General features: G+C 75.8%; 16 protein-coding genes and 1 riboswitch. Of the genes, 9 read left to right on the forward strand and 7 right to left on the reverse strand.

Annotated elements, in window-relative coordinates; all coding sequences use genetic code 11:
- The first annotated feature begins 20 nt into the window (after positions 1-20).
- From ECOMGDLI_RS15165 to ECOMGDLI_RS15175, 3 genes are all read left to right on the forward strand, one after another.
- Complete coding sequence (locus tag ECOMGDLI_RS15165) at positions 21-509, forward strand: carbonic anhydrase (protein WP_088317658.1); 489 nt, start codon at positions 21-23, stop codon at positions 507-509.
- Between the two features lie 310 nt (positions 510-819).
- Entirely contained in the window at positions 820-1,872 is a 1,053-nt protein-coding gene (locus ECOMGDLI_RS15170) for a LacI family DNA-binding transcriptional regulator (RefSeq protein WP_158221014.1), read from the forward strand.
- 258 nt (positions 1,873-2,130) lie between these two features.
- The gene (locus tag ECOMGDLI_RS15175; RefSeq protein ID WP_088317660.1) at positions 2,131-3,015 is read left to right on the forward strand and encodes a D-hexose-6-phosphate mutarotase; all 885 of its coding nucleotides are present in this window, start codon (positions 2,131-2,133) and stop codon (positions 3,013-3,015) included.
- Between the two features lie 205 nt (positions 3,016-3,220).
- Here ECOMGDLI_RS15175 and ECOMGDLI_RS15180 read toward each other — a convergent pair whose 3' ends face one another.
- The 3 genes from ECOMGDLI_RS15180 to ECOMGDLI_RS15190 all read right to left on the reverse strand — a co-directional run bounded on the left by ECOMGDLI_RS15180 (position 3,221) and on the right by ECOMGDLI_RS15190 (position 6,595).
- Positions 3,221-3,721: a universal stress protein gene (locus ECOMGDLI_RS15180; RefSeq protein ID WP_088317661.1), complete on the reverse strand. Its 501-nt coding sequence runs from the start codon at positions 3,719-3,721 to the stop codon at positions 3,221-3,223.
- 111 nt (positions 3,722-3,832) lie between these two features.
- Positions 3,833-5,794 (reverse strand): gamma-glutamyltransferase family protein, encoded by a 1,962-nt coding sequence (locus tag ECOMGDLI_RS15185; protein WP_233153465.1) that lies wholly within the window; start codon positions 5,792-5,794, stop codon positions 3,833-3,835.
- A gap of 39 nt (positions 5,795-5,833) precedes the next feature.
- The gene (locus ECOMGDLI_RS15190) at positions 5,834-6,595 is read right to left on the reverse strand and encodes a DsbA family protein (protein ID WP_233153466.1); all 762 of its coding nucleotides are present in this window, start codon (positions 6,593-6,595) and stop codon (positions 5,834-5,836) included.
- A gap of 64 nt (positions 6,596-6,659) precedes the next feature.
- Between ECOMGDLI_RS15190 and ECOMGDLI_RS15195 the strand changes: the two genes are divergently transcribed.
- Entirely contained in the window at positions 6,660-7,733 is a 1,074-nt protein-coding gene (locus ECOMGDLI_RS15195; RefSeq protein WP_198954882.1) for a threonine/serine dehydratase, read from the forward strand.
- A gap of 46 nt (positions 7,734-7,779) precedes the next feature.
- On the opposite strand, the gene ECOMGDLI_RS15200 is transcribed toward ECOMGDLI_RS15195, so the two are convergent.
- The 3 genes from ECOMGDLI_RS15200 to ECOMGDLI_RS15210 form a co-directional block, all read right to left on the reverse strand.
- Entirely contained in the window at positions 7,780-8,274 is a 495-nt protein-coding gene (locus ECOMGDLI_RS15200) for an HNH endonuclease (protein WP_088287223.1), read from the reverse strand.
- Between the two features lie 517 nt (positions 8,275-8,791).
- Positions 8,792-9,619, reverse strand: coding sequence for a C40 family peptidase (locus ECOMGDLI_RS15205; RefSeq protein ID WP_088317664.1), 828 nt, complete (start codon positions 9,617-9,619; stop codon positions 8,792-8,794).
- A gap of 3 nt (positions 9,620-9,622) precedes the next feature.
- A riboswitch (cyclic di-AMP (ydaO/yuaA leader) is annotated at positions 9,623-9,832 on the reverse strand.
- A gap of 155 nt (positions 9,833-9,987) precedes the next feature.
- Positions 9,988-10,683 carry a metal-dependent transcriptional regulator gene (locus tag ECOMGDLI_RS15210; protein ID WP_088317665.1) on the reverse strand — a complete coding sequence of 232 codons (696 nt, stop codon included), beginning with the start codon at positions 10,681-10,683 and terminating at the stop codon, positions 9,988-9,990.
- Between the two features lie 230 nt (positions 10,684-10,913).
- Between ECOMGDLI_RS15210 and ECOMGDLI_RS15215 the strand changes: the two genes are divergently transcribed.
- A complete protein-coding gene (locus ECOMGDLI_RS15215; RefSeq protein WP_088317666.1) occupies positions 10,914-12,368 on the forward strand; it encodes a deoxyribodipyrimidine photo-lyase in 1,455 nt (484 codons plus the stop codon).
- A gap of 58 nt (positions 12,369-12,426) precedes the next feature.
- A complete protein-coding gene (locus ECOMGDLI_RS15220) occupies positions 12,427-13,203 on the forward strand; it encodes a hypothetical protein (RefSeq protein WP_143447724.1) in 777 nt (258 codons plus the stop codon).
- Positions 13,204-13,221: 18 nt separating this feature from the next.
- Here ECOMGDLI_RS15220 and ECOMGDLI_RS15225 read toward each other — a convergent pair whose 3' ends face one another.
- Positions 13,222-13,794 carry an MOSC domain-containing protein gene (locus ECOMGDLI_RS15225; RefSeq protein ID WP_088317668.1) on the reverse strand — a complete coding sequence of 191 codons (573 nt, stop codon included), beginning with the start codon at positions 13,792-13,794 and terminating at the stop codon, positions 13,222-13,224.
- Between the two features lie 184 nt (positions 13,795-13,978).
- On the opposite strand from ECOMGDLI_RS15225, the gene ECOMGDLI_RS15230 reads away from it, so the two are divergent.
- From ECOMGDLI_RS15230 to ECOMGDLI_RS15240, 3 genes are all read left to right on the forward strand, one after another.
- Positions 13,979-14,605 (forward strand): malonic semialdehyde reductase, encoded by a 627-nt coding sequence (locus ECOMGDLI_RS15230; RefSeq protein ID WP_233153467.1) that lies wholly within the window; start codon positions 13,979-13,981, stop codon positions 14,603-14,605.
- 505 nt (positions 14,606-15,110) lie between these two features.
- Entirely contained in the window at positions 15,111-15,632 is a 522-nt protein-coding gene (locus ECOMGDLI_RS15235) for a SigE family RNA polymerase sigma factor (protein WP_088317669.1), read from the forward strand.
- Positions 15,629-16,984 (forward strand): DUF1996 domain-containing protein, encoded by a 1,356-nt coding sequence (locus tag ECOMGDLI_RS15240; protein WP_088317670.1) that lies wholly within the window; start codon positions 15,629-15,631, stop codon positions 16,982-16,984. The genes ECOMGDLI_RS15235 and ECOMGDLI_RS15240 overlap by 4 nt, the downstream gene beginning before the upstream one ends.
- Positions 16,985-17,034: the final 50 nt, after the last annotated feature.

Consider the following 17,034-nt stretch of genomic DNA (forward strand, 5'->3'; position numbering starts at 1 on the left):
CCCACCCCAGGGAGACCCGCATGACCGTCACGGACGACTACCTCGAGAACAACCGGCGCTACGCGCAGACCTTCTCCGGACCGCTCCCGCTGCCGCCGTCCAAGAACATCGCCGTCGTCGCCTGCATGGACGCCCGGCTCAACGTGTACGCGATCCTCGGTCTCGGCGACGGTGAGTCGCACGTCATCCGCAACGCCGGCGGCGTCGTCACGGACGACGAGATCCGCTCGCTCGCGATCAGCCAGCGCCTGCTCGGGACGCGGGAGATCATCCTCATCCACCACACGGACTGCGGGATGCTCACCTTCACCGACGACGCGTTCAAGCAGGGCATCCTCGAGGAGACGGGGATCAAGCCCGAGTGGGCGGCCGAGTCGTTCAGCGACCTCGACGTCGACGTCCGCCAGTCGATCGCCCGGATCAAGGCCAGCCCGTTCGTCGTCCACAAGGACCAGATCCGCGGGTTCGTCTTCGACGTCGCGACCGGCCTGCTGCGCGAGGTCTCCTGACCCGGAGCGGCCGCGAGCCGCACGACCCCTCCCCGACGACGGCGCCCGGGTCTCCCGGGCGCCGTCGTCGTGCCCACCTGCCGCAACTCTGGGGAATCCCCTGCTCACAGCCGGTCGCAGACGCCATCCGGGACGGTCGTGGTCGTTAGTGCCACGCTCAACTGTCGGTACCCGAAAGAGTCCGATCGTCATGATCTCGGCGAGTTGGTACCCGGAGGCCGGTCAGAAGGAGCAACATATGCACACGCGCGCTTACAGTGAGTGTCCAGGCCCGGACCTCGCCCGTCGCGTGATCATGGGGAGGGCCTCTATGGCCGAGACGACCGGGACCGGCGGACGCCGGGCGGCACCCGAGCGACGCGCGACGATGCGCGACGTCGCGCGGGCGTCGTCCGTCAGCGTCATGACCGTCTCGCGGGTCGTGAACAACAGCCCGAACGTCGACCCCGTGACGCGCGAGCGCGTGCTCGAGGCCATCGCGGCGCTGGGCTTCCGGCCGAACGAGGCCGCCTCGTCGCTGCGCCGCAACGGTGCCACGACGTCGACGATCGGCCTCGTCGTCGACGACGTCGGCAACCCCTTCTGCTCCGCCCTGCACCGCGGCGTCGAGCGGGTGGTGCGCCGCCGGGGGCACCTGCTCATCTCCGGGTCCTCCGACCGCCGGGCCGCCGAGGAGCGCAGCCTCATCACGGCCCTGCTGCGCCGCCGCGTCGACGGGCTCGTCGTCATGGGGATCGACCCGGACGAGGCCTACCTCGCCGACGAGATCCGCCGCGGCGTCCCCGCGGTGTTCGCCGACCGCCGCCCCGCGGGGGTCGAGGCCGACCTCGTGACGAGTGACAACCTGGCGGCGTCCCGGCTCGCGACGGAGCACCTGCTCGCCCACGGCCACCGCCGGATCGGCCTGCTGCTCAACGCACCGTCGGTCTCGACCACCAAGGACCGGCTCGAGGGCTACGTCACCGCGGTGACCGCCGCCGGGGCCGACGGCGACGGCGACCTCGTCGTCACCGACCTGCTCTCCCCCCAGGACGCCGAGGCCGCCACCGAACGCCTGCTCGACCTGGAGCGCCCTCCGACCGCGATCTTCGCCGCGCAGAACAGGCTCGCCATCGGCGCCCTGCGCGTCCTGCACCGGCGCGGCGCGGCCGGCCGCGTCGCCCTGGTCGCCTTCGACGACTTCGAGCTCTCGGACGTCGTCGAGCCCGCCGTCACGGTGATCGCCCAGGACGCCGAGCTCATGGGCGAGACCGCCGCCGAGCTGCTCTTCAGCCGGCGCGAGGGCTACGCCGGACCGCCCCGCACCGTGGTCGTGCCGGCCGAGCTCGTCGTCCGCGGCTCCGGGGAGCTGCGGCCGGTCTGACCCGGCGAGAAGGACGGCGCCCGCACGCGCCGTCCCTGCCGACGTGCGGACCCTGACCGTTTTGCTAGGTTCGCCGTATCCGGGGTGCGGCCTGCCTCCGTGACCCCTCGCGGGACGCAGGCCGGCCCGGCCCGCCGGTCCTCGCCCGCCCCGTCGAGCGACCGGCACTCCGCCGCCACTGCCCCCCGTGGGCGGCGGACCCCGGGCGGGGACCGCCGCGCACGCGGCGGTGCCCCGCCCGTCGGGCATGCTGGCCCCATGGACGAGCCCGCCGCACCAGACTCCCCCGCGCCGAGCGTGCCGACCGTGCGGAGCGGGCCCGCCGACCCGTGCGCGCGGATGACCCGGACCGCGACGGACGGGGCCCGGATCGTCGTCTGCGCCCACGGCGGGCAGGTGCTCGGCTGGACCCCCGCGGGCGGCGGACCGGACCGGCTCTGGACCAGCCCGCTGGCCCGCTGCGGGCCCGGGGAGGCGATCCGCGGCGGCGTCCCGGTCTGCTTCCCGCAGTTCTCCCGGCGCGGCCCGCTGCCCGCCCACGGGGTCGTCCGGGACCGCGCCTGGCGGCTCGACGCCGGCCTCGCCCGGACCGCGGCCGCCCGGGTCGTCGCCGAGGTCGGGGACGACCGGGCCACCCGCGCGCTCTGGCCGCACGGCTTCCGGGTGACGGTCACGGCCCAGGCCTTCGGCCGCACGCTCGACCTGTCGCTCGCCGTCGAGAACACCGGGCAGGACGACTGGTCGTTCATGGCCGCGCTGCACACCTACCTCGCGGTGAGCGACGCCGGCCGCGCGACGGTCGACGGGCTCGGCGGGCTGTCCGCGGAGGACAACGCCGCCGCCGGCGCCGCCGTCACGCTGCCCGCGGGACCGCTGGCCGCGGCCGGGCCGCGCGACGTCGCCGTCCGGGGCGTCACCGGGCCCGTCGTGCTCGACGACCCGGCGCACGGGCGCCTCACCGTCACGGCCGAGGGCTTCGGCGACCGGGTGCTGTGGAACCCCGGGCCGGCGCACACCCTCGCGGACGTCCCGCCCGCCGGCGAGAACGGTTTCGTGTGCATCGAGCCCGCCGCGCTCGACCCGGTCCGACTGGCCCCCGGGGAGCGCTGGCGGGGCGTCCTCCACCTCGTCGCGGAGGACTGACCGGCAGGTCGGCCCGACGACCCGCGGTGCCCCAAAAGTCTGGCGCACCGGCGCATGCAGCGCCGGTGCGTCAGTGACTTAACCACATGGTCGCCGTACTGCAAAGTCCCGTGACTCTGAGTCAACCCGCTCCCGTATCGGCCCAGGTCACGGCGAGGTCACGGTCACTCTCGGCTCATGTCGCGCGGACCCCTTCGGCGACGCGTCAGCCTTCGCTCAGGGCGACGTCCTCGGACCTGCTCTCGTGGGAGTGCACTGGCGGCATGACGACGACGGGGCACTCGGAGTGCTTGATGACGGACTGGCTCACCGAACCCAGCAGCACCGACCGGACCGGGCCGCGGCCGTGCGTGCCGACGACGACGAGGTCGGCGTGCCGGGACGCCTCGACGAGCGCCTCCGCGGCGGTCGCGCGGACCACCTCGCGGGCGACGACGGGAGGCTCGGCCATCGCGCCGACGATCTCGTCGACGGCCTTGCTCTGGGTCTCCTCGGCGATCTCCATGAGGGTGCCGGGGTCGACCGCCGCGAGCGGCGCCCCCTCGGCCGCGTCCCAGGTCCAGGCCGTGACGACCTGGAGCGTGGCACCGCGACGGACCGCTTCCTGGGCGGCCCAGGCGAGGGCCCGGCGGCTGCTCTCGGTGTCGTCCACCCCGACGACGACGATGGAGGTCGTGACCGGTCGGACGGCTGCGTTCTCGGACATCGGATCCTCCCCGCGGCGCGGGACTGGGGACTGCGCCGCTGGGATCCACGGTGCTCCTGCGGCGTGGGGGCGCGCTGGGACGTAGGGCACAGAGCGCCTGCGGCGCAGGCGCTACCGGCCGACGGCGTACCCCTGCGCGCCGCGCGCGTTCGCCGCGGCCCGCAGCCAGCCGCCCCACGGCCGGTCGTCGGCGACGGCGCTGAGCCGCCCGAGCGACCAGCCGTCGACGGTCTCCACGTCGTGCCCGCGGGCGGCGAGGTCGCGCAGGACGGCGGCCGGCCACCGGTCCTCGACGACGAGCCGGTTCGGGACCGCCCGGCGGGGCGCGAACGAGGACGGCATGTGGTCGCTGTGGAGCATCGGGGCGTCGATCGCCGCCTGCAGCGCGAGGCCGTCGCCGCGGCGCAGCCCGGCGAGCACCCGCAGGAGCAGGAGCAGGCTCCACTGGTCCTGCTGGTCTCCGCCGGGCGTGCCGTACGCCAGCCACGGCCTGCCGTCCCGCAGGGCGAGGGACGGCGTGAGGGTCGTCCGCGGCCGTGCGCCGGGCCGCAGGCTCGACGGCAGCCCGGGGGTGAGCCGGAACATCTGGGCGCGCGTCCCGAGCGGGAACCCGAGGGCCGGGACGACGGGTGAGGACATCAGCCACGCACCGCTCGGGGTCGCGGAGACCATGAGCCCGCGGGCGTCGACGACGTCGAGGTGGCAGGTGTCGCCGCGCCCGGCCCGGCGCTGCGCGGCCGACACGGTCGGCTCGCCCTCGCCGGGCGCGGCGGCACGCGGCAGGGCGAGACCGTCGAGGTCGTCGTCCGCCCCGGCCGCGCCGTCCCGCCCGCCTGCCGGGCCGTCCGGGTGCCGCGGGACGCCGTCCGCGTCGAAGTCGGCGAGCGGCGGCAGCACGGGCGTCCGGCCGCCCGGGGCACCGGGGCGCAGCCGCGGGTCCGCGGTCGCCGGCGAGACGAGCGCGGCCCGCCCGGCGTTGTACGCGGGCGACAGCAGGTCGGCGAGCAGCGCCGCGGCCCGGGGACCACCGGCGGCGTCCTCGGGGCCGGCGCCGTCGCCGTACCAGGCCTCGCGGTCGGCGAACGCGAGCTTGGCGGCCTCGGTGAGCGTGTGGACCCACTGCGGGTCGTCGAGGTCGAGCGGGTCGTCGTCCGCGCCCAGCGCACGGAGCAGGGCGAGCTGCTGGAGGTGGACCGGGCCCTGCGACCACAGGCCCGACTTGAGCACCTCGACCGCGTCCCCGGGGCCGCACGCGAACCGGGCGGGCTCCTCGACTCCCGGCTGCCATCCCGCGAGGTCGTCGGCGCGCAGCAGGCCGCCGTGGACCCGGCCCGAGGAGTCCTTCCAGGCGGTCGTCGCGGCGAAGTCGTCGACCGCCTCGGCGACGAACCCGCGGTACCAGGCGTCCCGGGCCGCGCCGAGCTGGGCGGCGCGGTCCGGGCCGGCCGCCTCGGCCTCCGCGAGGACGCGCTCGTAGACGTCGGCGAGCACCGTCATCCGCAGCCGCGCCCACGGCGCCGGGGCCCGCCCGCCCGGCAGGTAGAGCGCGCCGGACGTCGGCCAGTCGTCGGTGAAGACGCCCGCCATCGCCGCGACGATCTCGGCGACCCGGGGCAGCACGGGCGCGCCGTCCCGCGCGTAGCCGATGGCCGGTTCGAGGACCGCGCGCAACGGCCAGGTGCCGTGCCGCTCGAGCAGCAGGGTCCAGGCACCGAACGCCCCCGGCACGGTCGCCGCGAGCAGTCCGGTGCCGGGGACGGCGTCGAGCCCGAGCCCGGCGAACACCTCGGGCGTCGCCGCGGCCGGGGCGGTGCCCTGGCCGCAGATCGACTCGGCGGTGCCGTCCGGGGCGGCGACGAGGATCGGCACCTCGCCCCCGGGGCCGTTGAGGTGCGGCTCGACGACCTGGAGGACGAACCCCGCCGCCACGGCGGCGTCCGCGGCGTTGCCGCCGCGCTCCAGCACCGACATCCCGACCTGGGAGGCGAGCCAGTGCGTGCTCGCGACCATGCCGAGGTCGCCGGCGAGCTCGGGGCGGGTCGTCGGCAGGCTCGGCCGTTCCGGGGCGCTCATCCGCCCAGCCTGCCGGACCCGGCCCGCGCCGTCAGCGGGTCAGCAGCCGTCCGGGCCGCAGACCTCGCCCTGGGCGCCGTCCGTGCCGACGGCTCCCGCGAGGATCGTCACCGGGGCGTGGTCGGCCCAGGCCTTGGCGAGGACGTCGGCGAAGACCTCGGTCGGCTGGGCGCCGGAGACGCCGTACCTGCGGTCGAGCACGAAGAACGGGACGCCGTTCGCGCCGAACGCCCGGGCCTGCGCCTGGTCGGCGAGGACGGCGTCGCGGTGGGCGTCGGAGCCGAGCACCTCACGGGCGAGGTCCTCGGGCAGGCCGGCGTCGGCGACGAGGCGCACGAGGGCCGCCGGGTCGCCGATGTCCTCCTTCTGCGTGAAGTACGCCGCGAGGAGGCGCTCCTTGACCGCGCCCTGGAGCGCGGGGCCGCCGTGCTCGAGCGCCGCATGGATCAGCCGGTGCGCGTCGAGCGTGTTCGTGAACCGGGACTCGCTCTGGTCGTAGACCAGCCCCTCACCCGCCGCGACGGCGTTCACCTGGGCCATCATCTGCTCGGCCTGCGCGGTGCCGCCGCCGTACTTGGCGCCGAGGTACTCGGCGACCCGGGGGGCGGGGCGGCCGGCGTCGTGCGCCGGTGCCGTCGGGTCGAGCTGGAAGGAGCGCCAGACGACCTCGACCCGGTCGGCGTCCGGGAACGCGGCGAGCGCGGACTCGAAGCGGCGCTTGCCGATGTAGCACCACGGGCACACGACGTCGGACCAGATCTCGACGCGCATCGGGCCCGGCGCGGACGGTTGAGGATTCACGGACTCCATGATGGCGACAACCCGGCGGGCCGATCACCGATTCCCCGTGCCAGACTCACGCACCGTGAGCCTGACCCCGGACGCCGTCCGCTCCGTCCGCGTGCCGACGGCCCTCGACCTCGACGCGGCCTGGGCCGTGCTGCGCCGCCGGCTGACGCCGACGCCGCTGCTGCCGACGACGGTCCACGTGCCGCGGCTCGGCGCGGTGCCGGTGCTGCTCAAGCTCGAGACGATGCAGCCGACCGGCTCGTTCAAGGTGCGCGGCGCGCTCTCGGCGCTGAGCCGGCTGCCCGAGGGCGAGCGGGCCGTCACCGCGAGCGCGGGCAACCACGGCCTCGGCACGGCCTGGGCGGCGGGCGTCACCGGCGCCGACGCCACGGTCGTCGTCTCCCGGTCGGCGTCGCCCGCGAAGGTCGCGGCGCTGCAGAAGTTCCCCGTCGAGCTCGTCCAGCAGGGCGACAGCTACGACGAGGCCGAGGCGCACGCGCTGTGGCTGGCCCGCGGGCACGGCCGCCGGTTCGTGTCGGCGTACAACGACCCGGACGTCATCGCCGGCCAGGCGTCCATCGGCTTCGAGCTGGACGCCCAGCTCGCCGGGGACGCGGGCGACGGCGCGGCCGCGGCGGCGACGTCCGGGCCGTCGGCGAACCGGGCGCCGCTCACCCTCGTCACCCCGGTCGGCGGCGGCGGGCTCGCCGCCGGGCTGGCCCTGTGGGGCCGGGAGCGGGCCCGGCGCCCGGTCCGGCTCGTCGGGGTCGAGGCGAGCGCGTCGAGCCCGGTCGCGGCGGCGCTGCAGGCGGGCGTCATCGACCCCGTCCAGGTCGACGACACGCTCGCCGACGGCCTCGCGGGCAACCTGGAACCGGGCAGCGTCACGCCGTGGCTCATCGGCACCGACACCACCCTGGCCGGCGTCACCGAGGACGAGATCGTCGCCGCGATGCGCTGGTTGTTCTCCGCGCACGGGCTCGTCGTCGAGGGCTCGGCGGCGGTCGGCCTCGCGGCGCTGCTCGCCGGCAAGGTGCCCGCGCACGCGCTCGAGGGCGTCATCGACGGCAACCCGCTCGTCATCCTGCTCACCGGGCGCAACATCACCCGGGAGAAGTACGCGCACGTGCTCGGCGCCGTCCGGCCCTGAGCGGGCGGACGGCGCCGGGCACGGCACGAGCGCGCGGCCCCGCGGGCTAGGCGGCCTCGCCGAGGTAGGCCTCCCAGAGCGGGTCCCGCACGTCGGCCCCGCGGACGACCCAGGCCGGGCCGCGCGGCACGTACGGGTGGACGCGCAGCGTCCAGCCCTTCTCCTCCGGGGTGCGGTTGCCCTTGAGGTTGTTGCAGCGCACGCAGCAGGCGACGAGGTTCTCCCACGAGTCGGCGCCGCCCCGGCTGCGCGGCAGCACGTGGTCGACGGTCGACGCGTGCCCGCCGCAGTACGCGCAGCGGTGCGCGTCCCGCCGCAGGACGCCCCGACGGCTCACGGGGACGGCCCGGCCGTGCGGTGCACGCACGTAGCGGCCGAGGAGGATGACGGACGGCCGGGGCAGGGTCATCGTCCCCCCGACGACGGGGGACCCGCCGTCCGCGACGACGGTGGCCTTGCCCGCGAGCACCAGGACGATGGCCCGACGGAACGACACGACGGCGAGTGGCTCGTACCCCGCGTTGAGCACCAGGGTCCGCATGCCGTCACCTCCCTTCCTTCGTCGACGTCACCTGGCTGGTGGCGTCAGGACGCACTACGGCGGCGGGGCGAGCCCGCCGGAGGCACCCGAACGACGGACCGGGCCCAGGACGACAGAAGGCGCCGCCCCTGACGGGACGACGCCTCGAGCGCACGCAGCGGCGTATGGCCGCACCGCACTGGAAAGTGCGGCGGCCGCGCTTCGTACCGCGTCGTGCACGAGCCCTCCTGGAACCGGTCTCATCGAGTGCCTCTGGTCCGAAGAGTAGAGAACGGCAGGGGGTGCAGCACATGGTTTAGGCGGTGAGATTTTGGTTACGCCCCTGTGACGGGGACCGCCCGGACATGCCGACGGCCCGGCCGGGGGGCGCCGGCCGGGCCGTCGGGAGCGGTCCACCCGTGGGGGCGTCGGGCCGTGGGGCGTACGGACCGAACCGGGCGGGACCGCCGTCGGGCCACCCGCGAGGGGCGGTCCGCAGACGTGGTGCGCAGTGCGTGCTCCAGGTGCTGCGCCCGGGTCAGGGGCGCCCGAACGCGATGTTGCTCGACCAGATCTCGCGCTCCTGCGTCGACTTGCCCGAGCGCGGGGAGTCGATCATCCGGTTGCCGCCGGTGAAGATCCCGACGTGGGTCACGCGGCCGCCGGAGAAGATGAAGACCAGGTCGCCGGGGCGGGCCTGGCTGCGGCTGATGTGCGTCACCGCCGCGTACTGCGAGCCGGACGTGCGCGGCAGGCTGATGCCGGCCTTGCCGTAGACGTACTTCGTGAAGCCGGAGCAGTCGAAGCCGTCGGTCGTCGTGCCGCCGTACACGTACGGGATGCCGAGCAGGCTGCGCGCGATCGAGACGATCGAGCTCGTGTCGACCGAGCGGCCGGGCGAGCTCGCCTTCTTCGTCGAGGACTTCACCGCGGAGGACTTCTTGGCCGGTGCGGCCGCCCGGACGGTCGACCGCGAGGCCCGCTCGACGATGCGCGCCTTGGGCTTGGGCGCGGCCTTCTTCACGGTGATGGTGCTGCGCTCGAACGAGACGTTCGCGGTGCTCGGCGCGGTGACCGCGGCCCCGCTGACGACCGAGGCGGGGAGCGCGACGGCGGCCGCGGTGACGACCGACGGGCGGGACAGGGAGACGCCGTTCTCCGGAGCGGTCTTCGTGACGGCGCTCGCGGGCATGCCCATCGTGGCGACGAGACCGGTGGAGACGGCGAGGACGGCACCGCTGCGACCGACGGACCCGAGCTGGTCGCCGACCGCGCTGAGCTGGCCGGTCAGGGTGTCGGTGAGACTGTCGAACGGGGTGAGCGGACGGGCAGGCGCGCGGTGACGCGCCGAACTGCGTTCGGACACAGTGGAACCTCTCCGGACGCCTTCGAGGTGAGCTGTCGGGTTCGGGTTGGAGAAGTCACCCGGCCCTGGCGCGCGGCTCGTTGCTGAGCCTCGCACCGAGGGCTTCACCCCAAGGCGCTCCGGTGGTGCCTGCCGGCGGCTGGTCGCCGCCGGGCCGGAGTGCCGAAAGTGGGTCCCCCGCCTCTGCCATGCGGTGTTCGGTTCTCCGGACGGTGGCAGAGCTCGGCGTCCGACCCGGAGACCCCCCAGGGGTGGGAGGCGTGCCGAAACTACCCCGCGGGATCCGCGGATGTCACGTCACGGTCACGGTCGTGTCGGGTGTCACGATAAGCGACTCATAAATCATCACCAAGCGTGACCGTCGCAGGTCAGGCGGTGGCGACGAAGACGTGGGCGGCGACGCTCGGTAGGAGGTCGAGGACGCCGTCCGGCGCTTCGACACGCAACGTGTCCCGCGTACGACACGCCGAGACACGCACACCGGGGCGCAGCCCCGCCTCGGCGAGCCGGGCCATGAGGTCGGTGTCGGTCTGGAGAGGTTCACCCAGACGGCGGACGACGAGGTCCCGCGGGGTCGTGGACCCGTCGAGGACGGTCGTCAGCGCCTCGACCCCGGTGCGGAAGTCCGCGGGGGCCACGGAGGTGCCGCCGAGCTCGTCGAGGCCCGGGATCGGGTTGCCGTACGGGGACTCGCGCGGGTCGACGAGGATCCCGAGCAGCTTGCGCTCGACGCGGTCGCTCATGACGTGCTCCCACCGGCACGCCTCGTCGTGGACGTACTGCCACTCCAGGCCGATGACGTCGAGGAGCAGCCGCTCCGCGAGCCGGTGCTTGCGCATGACCCGGGTCGCCTTGAGCCGGCCGGAGTCGGTGAGCTCGAGATGCCGGTCGCCGGACACGAGCAGCAGGCCGTCCCGCTCCATCCGCGCGACGGTCTGCGAGACGGTCGGACCGGAGTGGCCGATCCGCTCGGCGATGCGCGCGCGCAGCGGGACGATCCCCTCCTCCTCGAGCTCGAAGATCGTCCGCAGGTACATCTCGGTGGTGTCGATGAGGTCGGTCACCGGACCTCGGCCTCCTGTCGTCGGCGTGCTCGTCGCGCGCCTCGCGGGTCACCGTCGCACGGGCGGGCGCGTGCGGCAGGTGCATTCTCCCCCGTCGCGGCCCCTGCTGGTGACGTCCTGCGTCCCGGCCTCGTGCCCCAGCGCGCCGCACCGGTCCGCACGACAACGCTCCGCCGTCCGGTCCTCTTCCGGCGGGCGCCCGCGGGCAGGCGCGGCTAGCGTCGTCCGACGTGGTGACGAGCGTTCTGTGGTTCCGGCGGGACCTGCGGCTGGCCGACCATCCCGCCCTCCTCGCGGCGCACGCCGCGGCCGCGGAGGACGGCGACGGGAAGGGCGGGAGCGGCGTCGTCCCGCTGTTCGTCGTCGACCCGGCCCTGTGGGAGCCGGCCGGCCCCACCCGGCGGGCCTGGCTCGTGCGCTCCCTGCGGGCGCTCGACGCCTCGCTCGGCGGCACGACCCGCAGACCGGTGCTCGTCGTCCGGCACGGCGACCCGGCGGTCGTCGTCCCGGCGCTCGCGCGCGAGGTCGGTGCGGCGTCCGTGCACGTCACGGCGGACGCCGGCCCGTACGGCCGGCGCCGGGACGACGCGGTGGCGGCGGCGCTCGCGGACGCCGGCGGCCGGCTCGTGCGCACCGGGACGCCCTACGCGGTCGGCCCGGGCACGGTGACGAACGGCTCCGGCGACCCCTACAAGGTCTTCACGCCCTTCTTCAAGGCGTGGGCCCGGCACGGCTGGCCGGCACCCGCGGCGTCCCCGCCGCAGGACGTCGAGTGGCACGGCGCCGGCCGCTCGGCCTCCCGGGGCGCACCGTCGACCGAGCCGCTGCCCGACGAGCCCGACCTCGAGGGCCTCGAGCTGCCCGAGGTCGGCGAGCAGGCGGCGCTCGCCCGCTGGCACGCCTTCCTCGCCGGCGAGGTCGACGGCGGCGGCGTCACCGAGTACGCCGACCGGCGCGACCGCCCCGGGGTCGACGGGACGACGTCGATGTCCGCGCACCTCAAGTACGGCGAGATCCACCCCCGGACGATGCTCGCCGACCTCTCGCACCGCCGCGGCGCGGGCGCCGACACGCTGCGCAGCGAGCTCGGCTGGCGGGAGTTCTACGCCGACGTCCTGTGGCACCGTCCGGAGAGCGCACGCGAGTACCTGCGCCCCGAGTACGCCGGGATGCGGTACGCCGATCCGGCCCGGACGAAGACCGCCCGCGAGCACCTCGAGGCGTGGCAGGAGGGCCGCACCGGCTACCCCTTCGTCGACGCCGGGATGCGCCAGCTGCGGGCCACCGGCTGGGTGCACAACCGGGTGCGGATGGTCGTCGCGAGCTTCCTCGTCAAGGACCTGCACGTCGAGTGGCAGCACGGGGCCCGCTGGTTCATGCGCTGGCTGCGGGACGGCGACCTCGCGAGCAACCAGCACGGCTGGCAGTGGGTCGCGGGCTCGGGCACGGACGCCGCCCCGTACTTCCGGGTCTTCAACCCGGTCTCCCAGGGCGAGAAGTTCGACCCGGACGGCACGTACGTGCGCCGGTTCGTCCCCGAGCTCGCGCACCTGGCCGGCAAGGCCGCGCACGCGCCGTGGGACGTCCTCGACGGGTACGCGCACGGCTACCCGGAGCGGATCGTCGACCATGCCGCCGAGCGGGTCGAGGCGCTGGCCCGGTACGCCGAGATCCGCGGCGGCTGACCGGCGGCCGGCCGGGCCGGGCGTCGTGCCGTCCCGGCGGGCTGGCAGCATCACGCCCGTGCCGACGACGACGCTCGTGATCCCCGCCCGCTTCAGCGGCCCGCCCGGCTCCGGCAACGGCGGCTGGGTCGCCGGGGCGCTCGCGGCGCACGTGCCCGGTGCGCTGTCCGGCCGTGCGGTCGCCGTCCGGCTCTCGGCGCCGCCGCCGCTCGAGACCGTGCTGGACGTCGTCCCGCTCGACGGCGCGGACCCGGCGACCGGCGTCCGGCTGCTCCACGGCGACGTCGTCGCCGCGACGGCCGTCCCCGCGGACCTGCCGCCCGCCGGGTTCCCCGACCCGGACGACGTTCCCGACACGTTCGTGCCCGTCGACGTCGCACGCGCCGCCGCAGCGGGTTACCCCGGCCCGGGCGAGCACCCGTTCCCGACGTGCTTCACGTGCTCGCCGGACCACCCGACGGGACTGCGGCTGACCCCGGCCCGCCCGGCCGGCGGCGCCCCCGGGACGACGGCCACGCCGTGGCTGCCCGACGCGTCGTCCGACGCCGGCGACGGCCGGGCCGACCTCGCGACCGTGTGGGCCGCGCTCGACTGCCCCGGGATCTGGACCCTCGACCTCGCCGGCCGGGTCTTCCTCCTCGGCACGATGACCGCGGCCGTCGCCCGCCGGCCCGGGGTCGGCGAGCAGTGCGTCGTCGCCGGGACGGTGCGCGCCGAGCGGGCCCGCACGACCCTCACGACGACGACGCTGTTCGCCGCGGACGGCGAGCCGCTCGCGCGCACGGCGCAGGTGTGGGTGGAGGTCGACCCGGCGCGGATCGCACCGGCGGGCTGAGCCCGCAGGCACCGTGCGTCAGAGGACGGCGACCCGGTCCCCCGGCCGGACCTCGCCGGCGTCGACGACCCGCGCGTAGACACCGCGCAGCCGCAGCGCGCGGCCCTCGTCGGACCACACGAGCTTGTGCGCGTCGCGGCCGAACCGGGCGGCGAACTTCGCGCAGCCGGTGTGCGGCTGGTCGGTGATCTCCACGACCGCCGTGCCGAGGCGCAGCCGGCTGCCGACGGGCAGCGCCTCCTCGGAGAGGTCGAGGTCGACGTAGACCTGGTCGCCGGCGAGCGCCCAGCGGTCCCGGGAGCCGGCGACGACGTCGACGAAGCGCGAGCTCATGAGGGTGAGCTGGCGGCCGGGGTGCGGTGACCCGTCGGGGGTCGCCGTGCTGGGCAGGTCCGCCCAGTCGTCGCCGACGAGGCCGACGGCGGGGTCGAGGACGCCGACGGCGAGCTCCTCGCGTGCGTCGACGGCCGGGCGGCGGACGACGAGGTCGACGGTGCCGGACCCGCGCGGCGCCGTGAGCACGCCGGGCAGGGCCGCGGCGAGCTCGGCGGCGGTGAGGTGACGGACGGCGGGCTCCGCGATCTCGGTCATGCCGCGAGTGTCGGTCGGGCGGCGGGTCGTCGTCCACAGAGATCGACCGGCGGGCGGCGGAGGTGACCGGTGCCACAGGACCAGATGGAAGAAGTTTCAATAGTTGAGCCTTCTACTAGCCGATCGGTCCGGCAGCGCCGACGGGCCGTCGCAGGACATCCCCGTTCGTGGAAGGACCACCACAGTGACCGTCACCGAGACCCCCGCCGTCGCGCTCCACGAGGTGCTCGAGCTGGGCAAGGACGCGCAGGACCTGCTGTTCCGCTCGGCGCGCACCGCGAACTCGTTCACGGACGAGCCCGTCACCGACGAGCAGGTCCGGGCGATCTACGACCTCGTCCAGTGGGCGCCGACGAGCATGAACACCCAGCCGATGCGGGTCACGCTCGTCCGCTCCCCGCAGGCCCGCGAGCGCCTCGTGAAGCACATGGCCCCCGGCAACCAGGCGAAGACCGCCGCCGCGCCGCTCGTCGCCGTCGTCACCGCGGACCGCGAGTTCCACGAGACGCTCCCCGAGGTCTTCCCGCACGCCCCGAACGCCAAGGACATGTTCGCCGACCCCGACGGCCGGGCGGCGTTCTCGAAGTTCAACGCCTCGATCCAGCTCGGCTACCTGATCCTCGGGATCCGCGCCGCGGGCCTGGCCGCCGGCCCCATGACGGGCCTGGACGCCGCCGCCGTCGAGCAGGAGTTCTTCCCCGAGGGCGACCGGCAGGTCGTCGCCGTCGTGAACATCGGCCGCCCCGGCCCGGACGCGTGGTACCCGCGCAGCCCGCGGCTGGCCTTCGAGCGGGTCGTCACCGAGGTCTGATCCCCGCTCCGCCCCCCCCGGTCCGGTCCCGGTTCGATCCAGGTCCGGCCCCGGCGTGATCGGCCCATCGTGTTCTCTCCCAGCGGATCGACGGGTATTCGCGTTGCCATCGCCGCGAGGGCGTCGTAGGTTCGCCGTACACGGGAAGGGAGGTGGTCCGGAGTTGGATATCAACAGGACGCGTGAGGTGGCTGCCCGCTAGCCGCTGTCAGACGGACGGACTGCCCCACCCGGAGCCGGTCGACCACTCGACCGTCCCCCACGGGGCATTCGCCGGGCCATCAGCGGCCGGCGAGTACCAGGCAGTCACCGCAGCCCGCAGGAGCCGTGCATCGTCCAGCACGGCAGCCTCCACCCGGAGGCAGCCTGCGGGCTGTTGCCTGCCCGGGCACGTGCCGCCCGGGCACGGTGACCGCGCGGTGACCGCACCGCGCCACGCTGGCCCCGCCCCACCTCGGCTGTTTACCTTTCGGCACCGCCGGAACGCTGAGACGGCGGAGAGCCGATGCGACGACACGACCCACCCGACGGCTTCGCGGAGTTCGTCACCGCGCGGTCCGGCGCGCTCCTGCGCGCCGCCTGGGCGCTCACGGGTGACCGGACGTCGGCGGAGGACCTCCTGCAGACCGCGCTGGCCGAGGTCTGGCCCAAGTGGGCCAGGATCTCCGCCGGCCAGAGCCCGGAGGCGTACGTGCGACGAGTGCTCGTGTCGACGTTCCTGTCGGGACGCCGGCGCCGCTGGCGGGGCGAGGTCCCGTCGGCGCAGGTCCCCGAGACGGCCGAGGACGCCGACCTGGCCGGCCGCTCGGCCGCACGGGACGCCGTCCACCGGGCGCTGCTGCGCCTGTCGCCGCAGCAGCGCTCCGTCGTCGTGCTCCGCTACCTCGAGGACCTCTCGATCGACGAGACCGCCCGGACCCTCGGCTGCTCGACCGCCACGGTCAAGGTGCAGGCCGGCCGTGCGCTCGCGACCCTGCGGTCGGACCCGCACCTCGGCCCGGCCCCGATCGGCCGGTGGGACGCATGACCGGCCCCGGCCGACCCCCCGGTCCCGACGCGGACGCCGGCGACGACCTGCGCGACCTGCCCGACCTGCGCCACCTGCTCGAGACCGCGTACCCCGACCTGCCCGGGCCGGCCGACCGGCTCGAACGGGTCGGCCGCCTCGTCCGGCGCCGGCGACGGACCCGGGCGGCGGCCGCGGCGGGCACCCTCCTCGTCGCCGCCGCGCTCGCCGCCGTCGCACTGCCCGGCGGGCCCCGCGGCGGTCTCGGCGTCGTCGTCGTGCCGCCCGCGGGCCGCGACGCCCCTGCTCCCCTCCCGGTCCCGACCGGTCCGACGCCCTCGGCCGGGACCGCACGGGGGACGGTGACCGCCGCGCTCCCTCCCGCGGCGAGCACCGGTCCCGGGACCGGTCCGGGGACGACACCCGGCCCGGCCGCGAGCACCGCGGCCGGGCCGGGCCCTGCGGCCCGCACCCCGCCAGGTGTCCCGTTCGTCCCCGGGCTGATCCCGGCCGGCTCGCCGGGCAGCGGCCTGCGGCGGGTCGTCGCGACGACGCAGCAGCCGTCGGCCGGTGACGGGACGGGCATCTTCCGCACGGTCTGCGCGTACTCGCACATGAACACCGACGACGTCCTCGCCGCGGAGGGGCGCGGCGCGGGGGCGGTGCCGCTGCGCACCTACTGGGGCAACACGTCCGCCAGGGCCGGGGTGCCGGGACCCTGGACGTCGACCGGCCGGTCGACGTGCCGCGGCGGGACCGTGGACCGCTCCGTCTACTGGGTGCCCTCGCTCGTCGACACGTCCACCGGTGCCCCGGTCGCCCCGCAGGTCGTGCACGTCTACCTGTCGACCGGGTACGGCGGGGTCCGCCCCGCGGAGGTCGGGGTGCTGCCGCCCGGGCTGCGGATGGTCGCCGGGGACCCGGGCGCGACCGGTGCACAACAGCACGCGTGGTGGACCTGCTGGGGCGGCGACGGCCGCCGCTCGGCGTCGCCGGTGTCGTGCGGCGACGCCCCCGTGGAGCTCGTCGTGCAGTTCCCGCAGTGCTGGGACGGCGTCCGGACCGACAGTCCCGGGCACCGCGCCCACCTCGGCTACGCGACCGGGAACGGTTGCCCCGCAACCCGTCCGGTGGCGTTGCCGGAGCTGAGCTACCACGTGCTGTACCCGCCGACCGGGCCCGGCGGCGTGCGCCGGTGGCGGCTCAGCACCGACGTGCCCGGTCGCCCCGCCGGGACCTCGGCGCACGCCGGCTGGGCGAACGGCTGGGACCCCGGCATCGCCGCCGCCTGGACCGAGCACTGCCTGCGCGCCGCGGTGTCCTGCGGCTCCCACCTGCTCGGCGACGGCAGGGCGCTCGAGGGCGACGTCTGAGCCCGCTGCCCTGCCCCGCGTCCGCACTCCCCCTGTCGTACGACCCTGCC

The organism is Kineosporia sp. R_H_3 (genome assembly GCF_002198675.1).
Lineage (GTDB): Bacteria > Actinomycetota > Actinomycetes > Actinomycetales > Kineosporiaceae > R-H-3.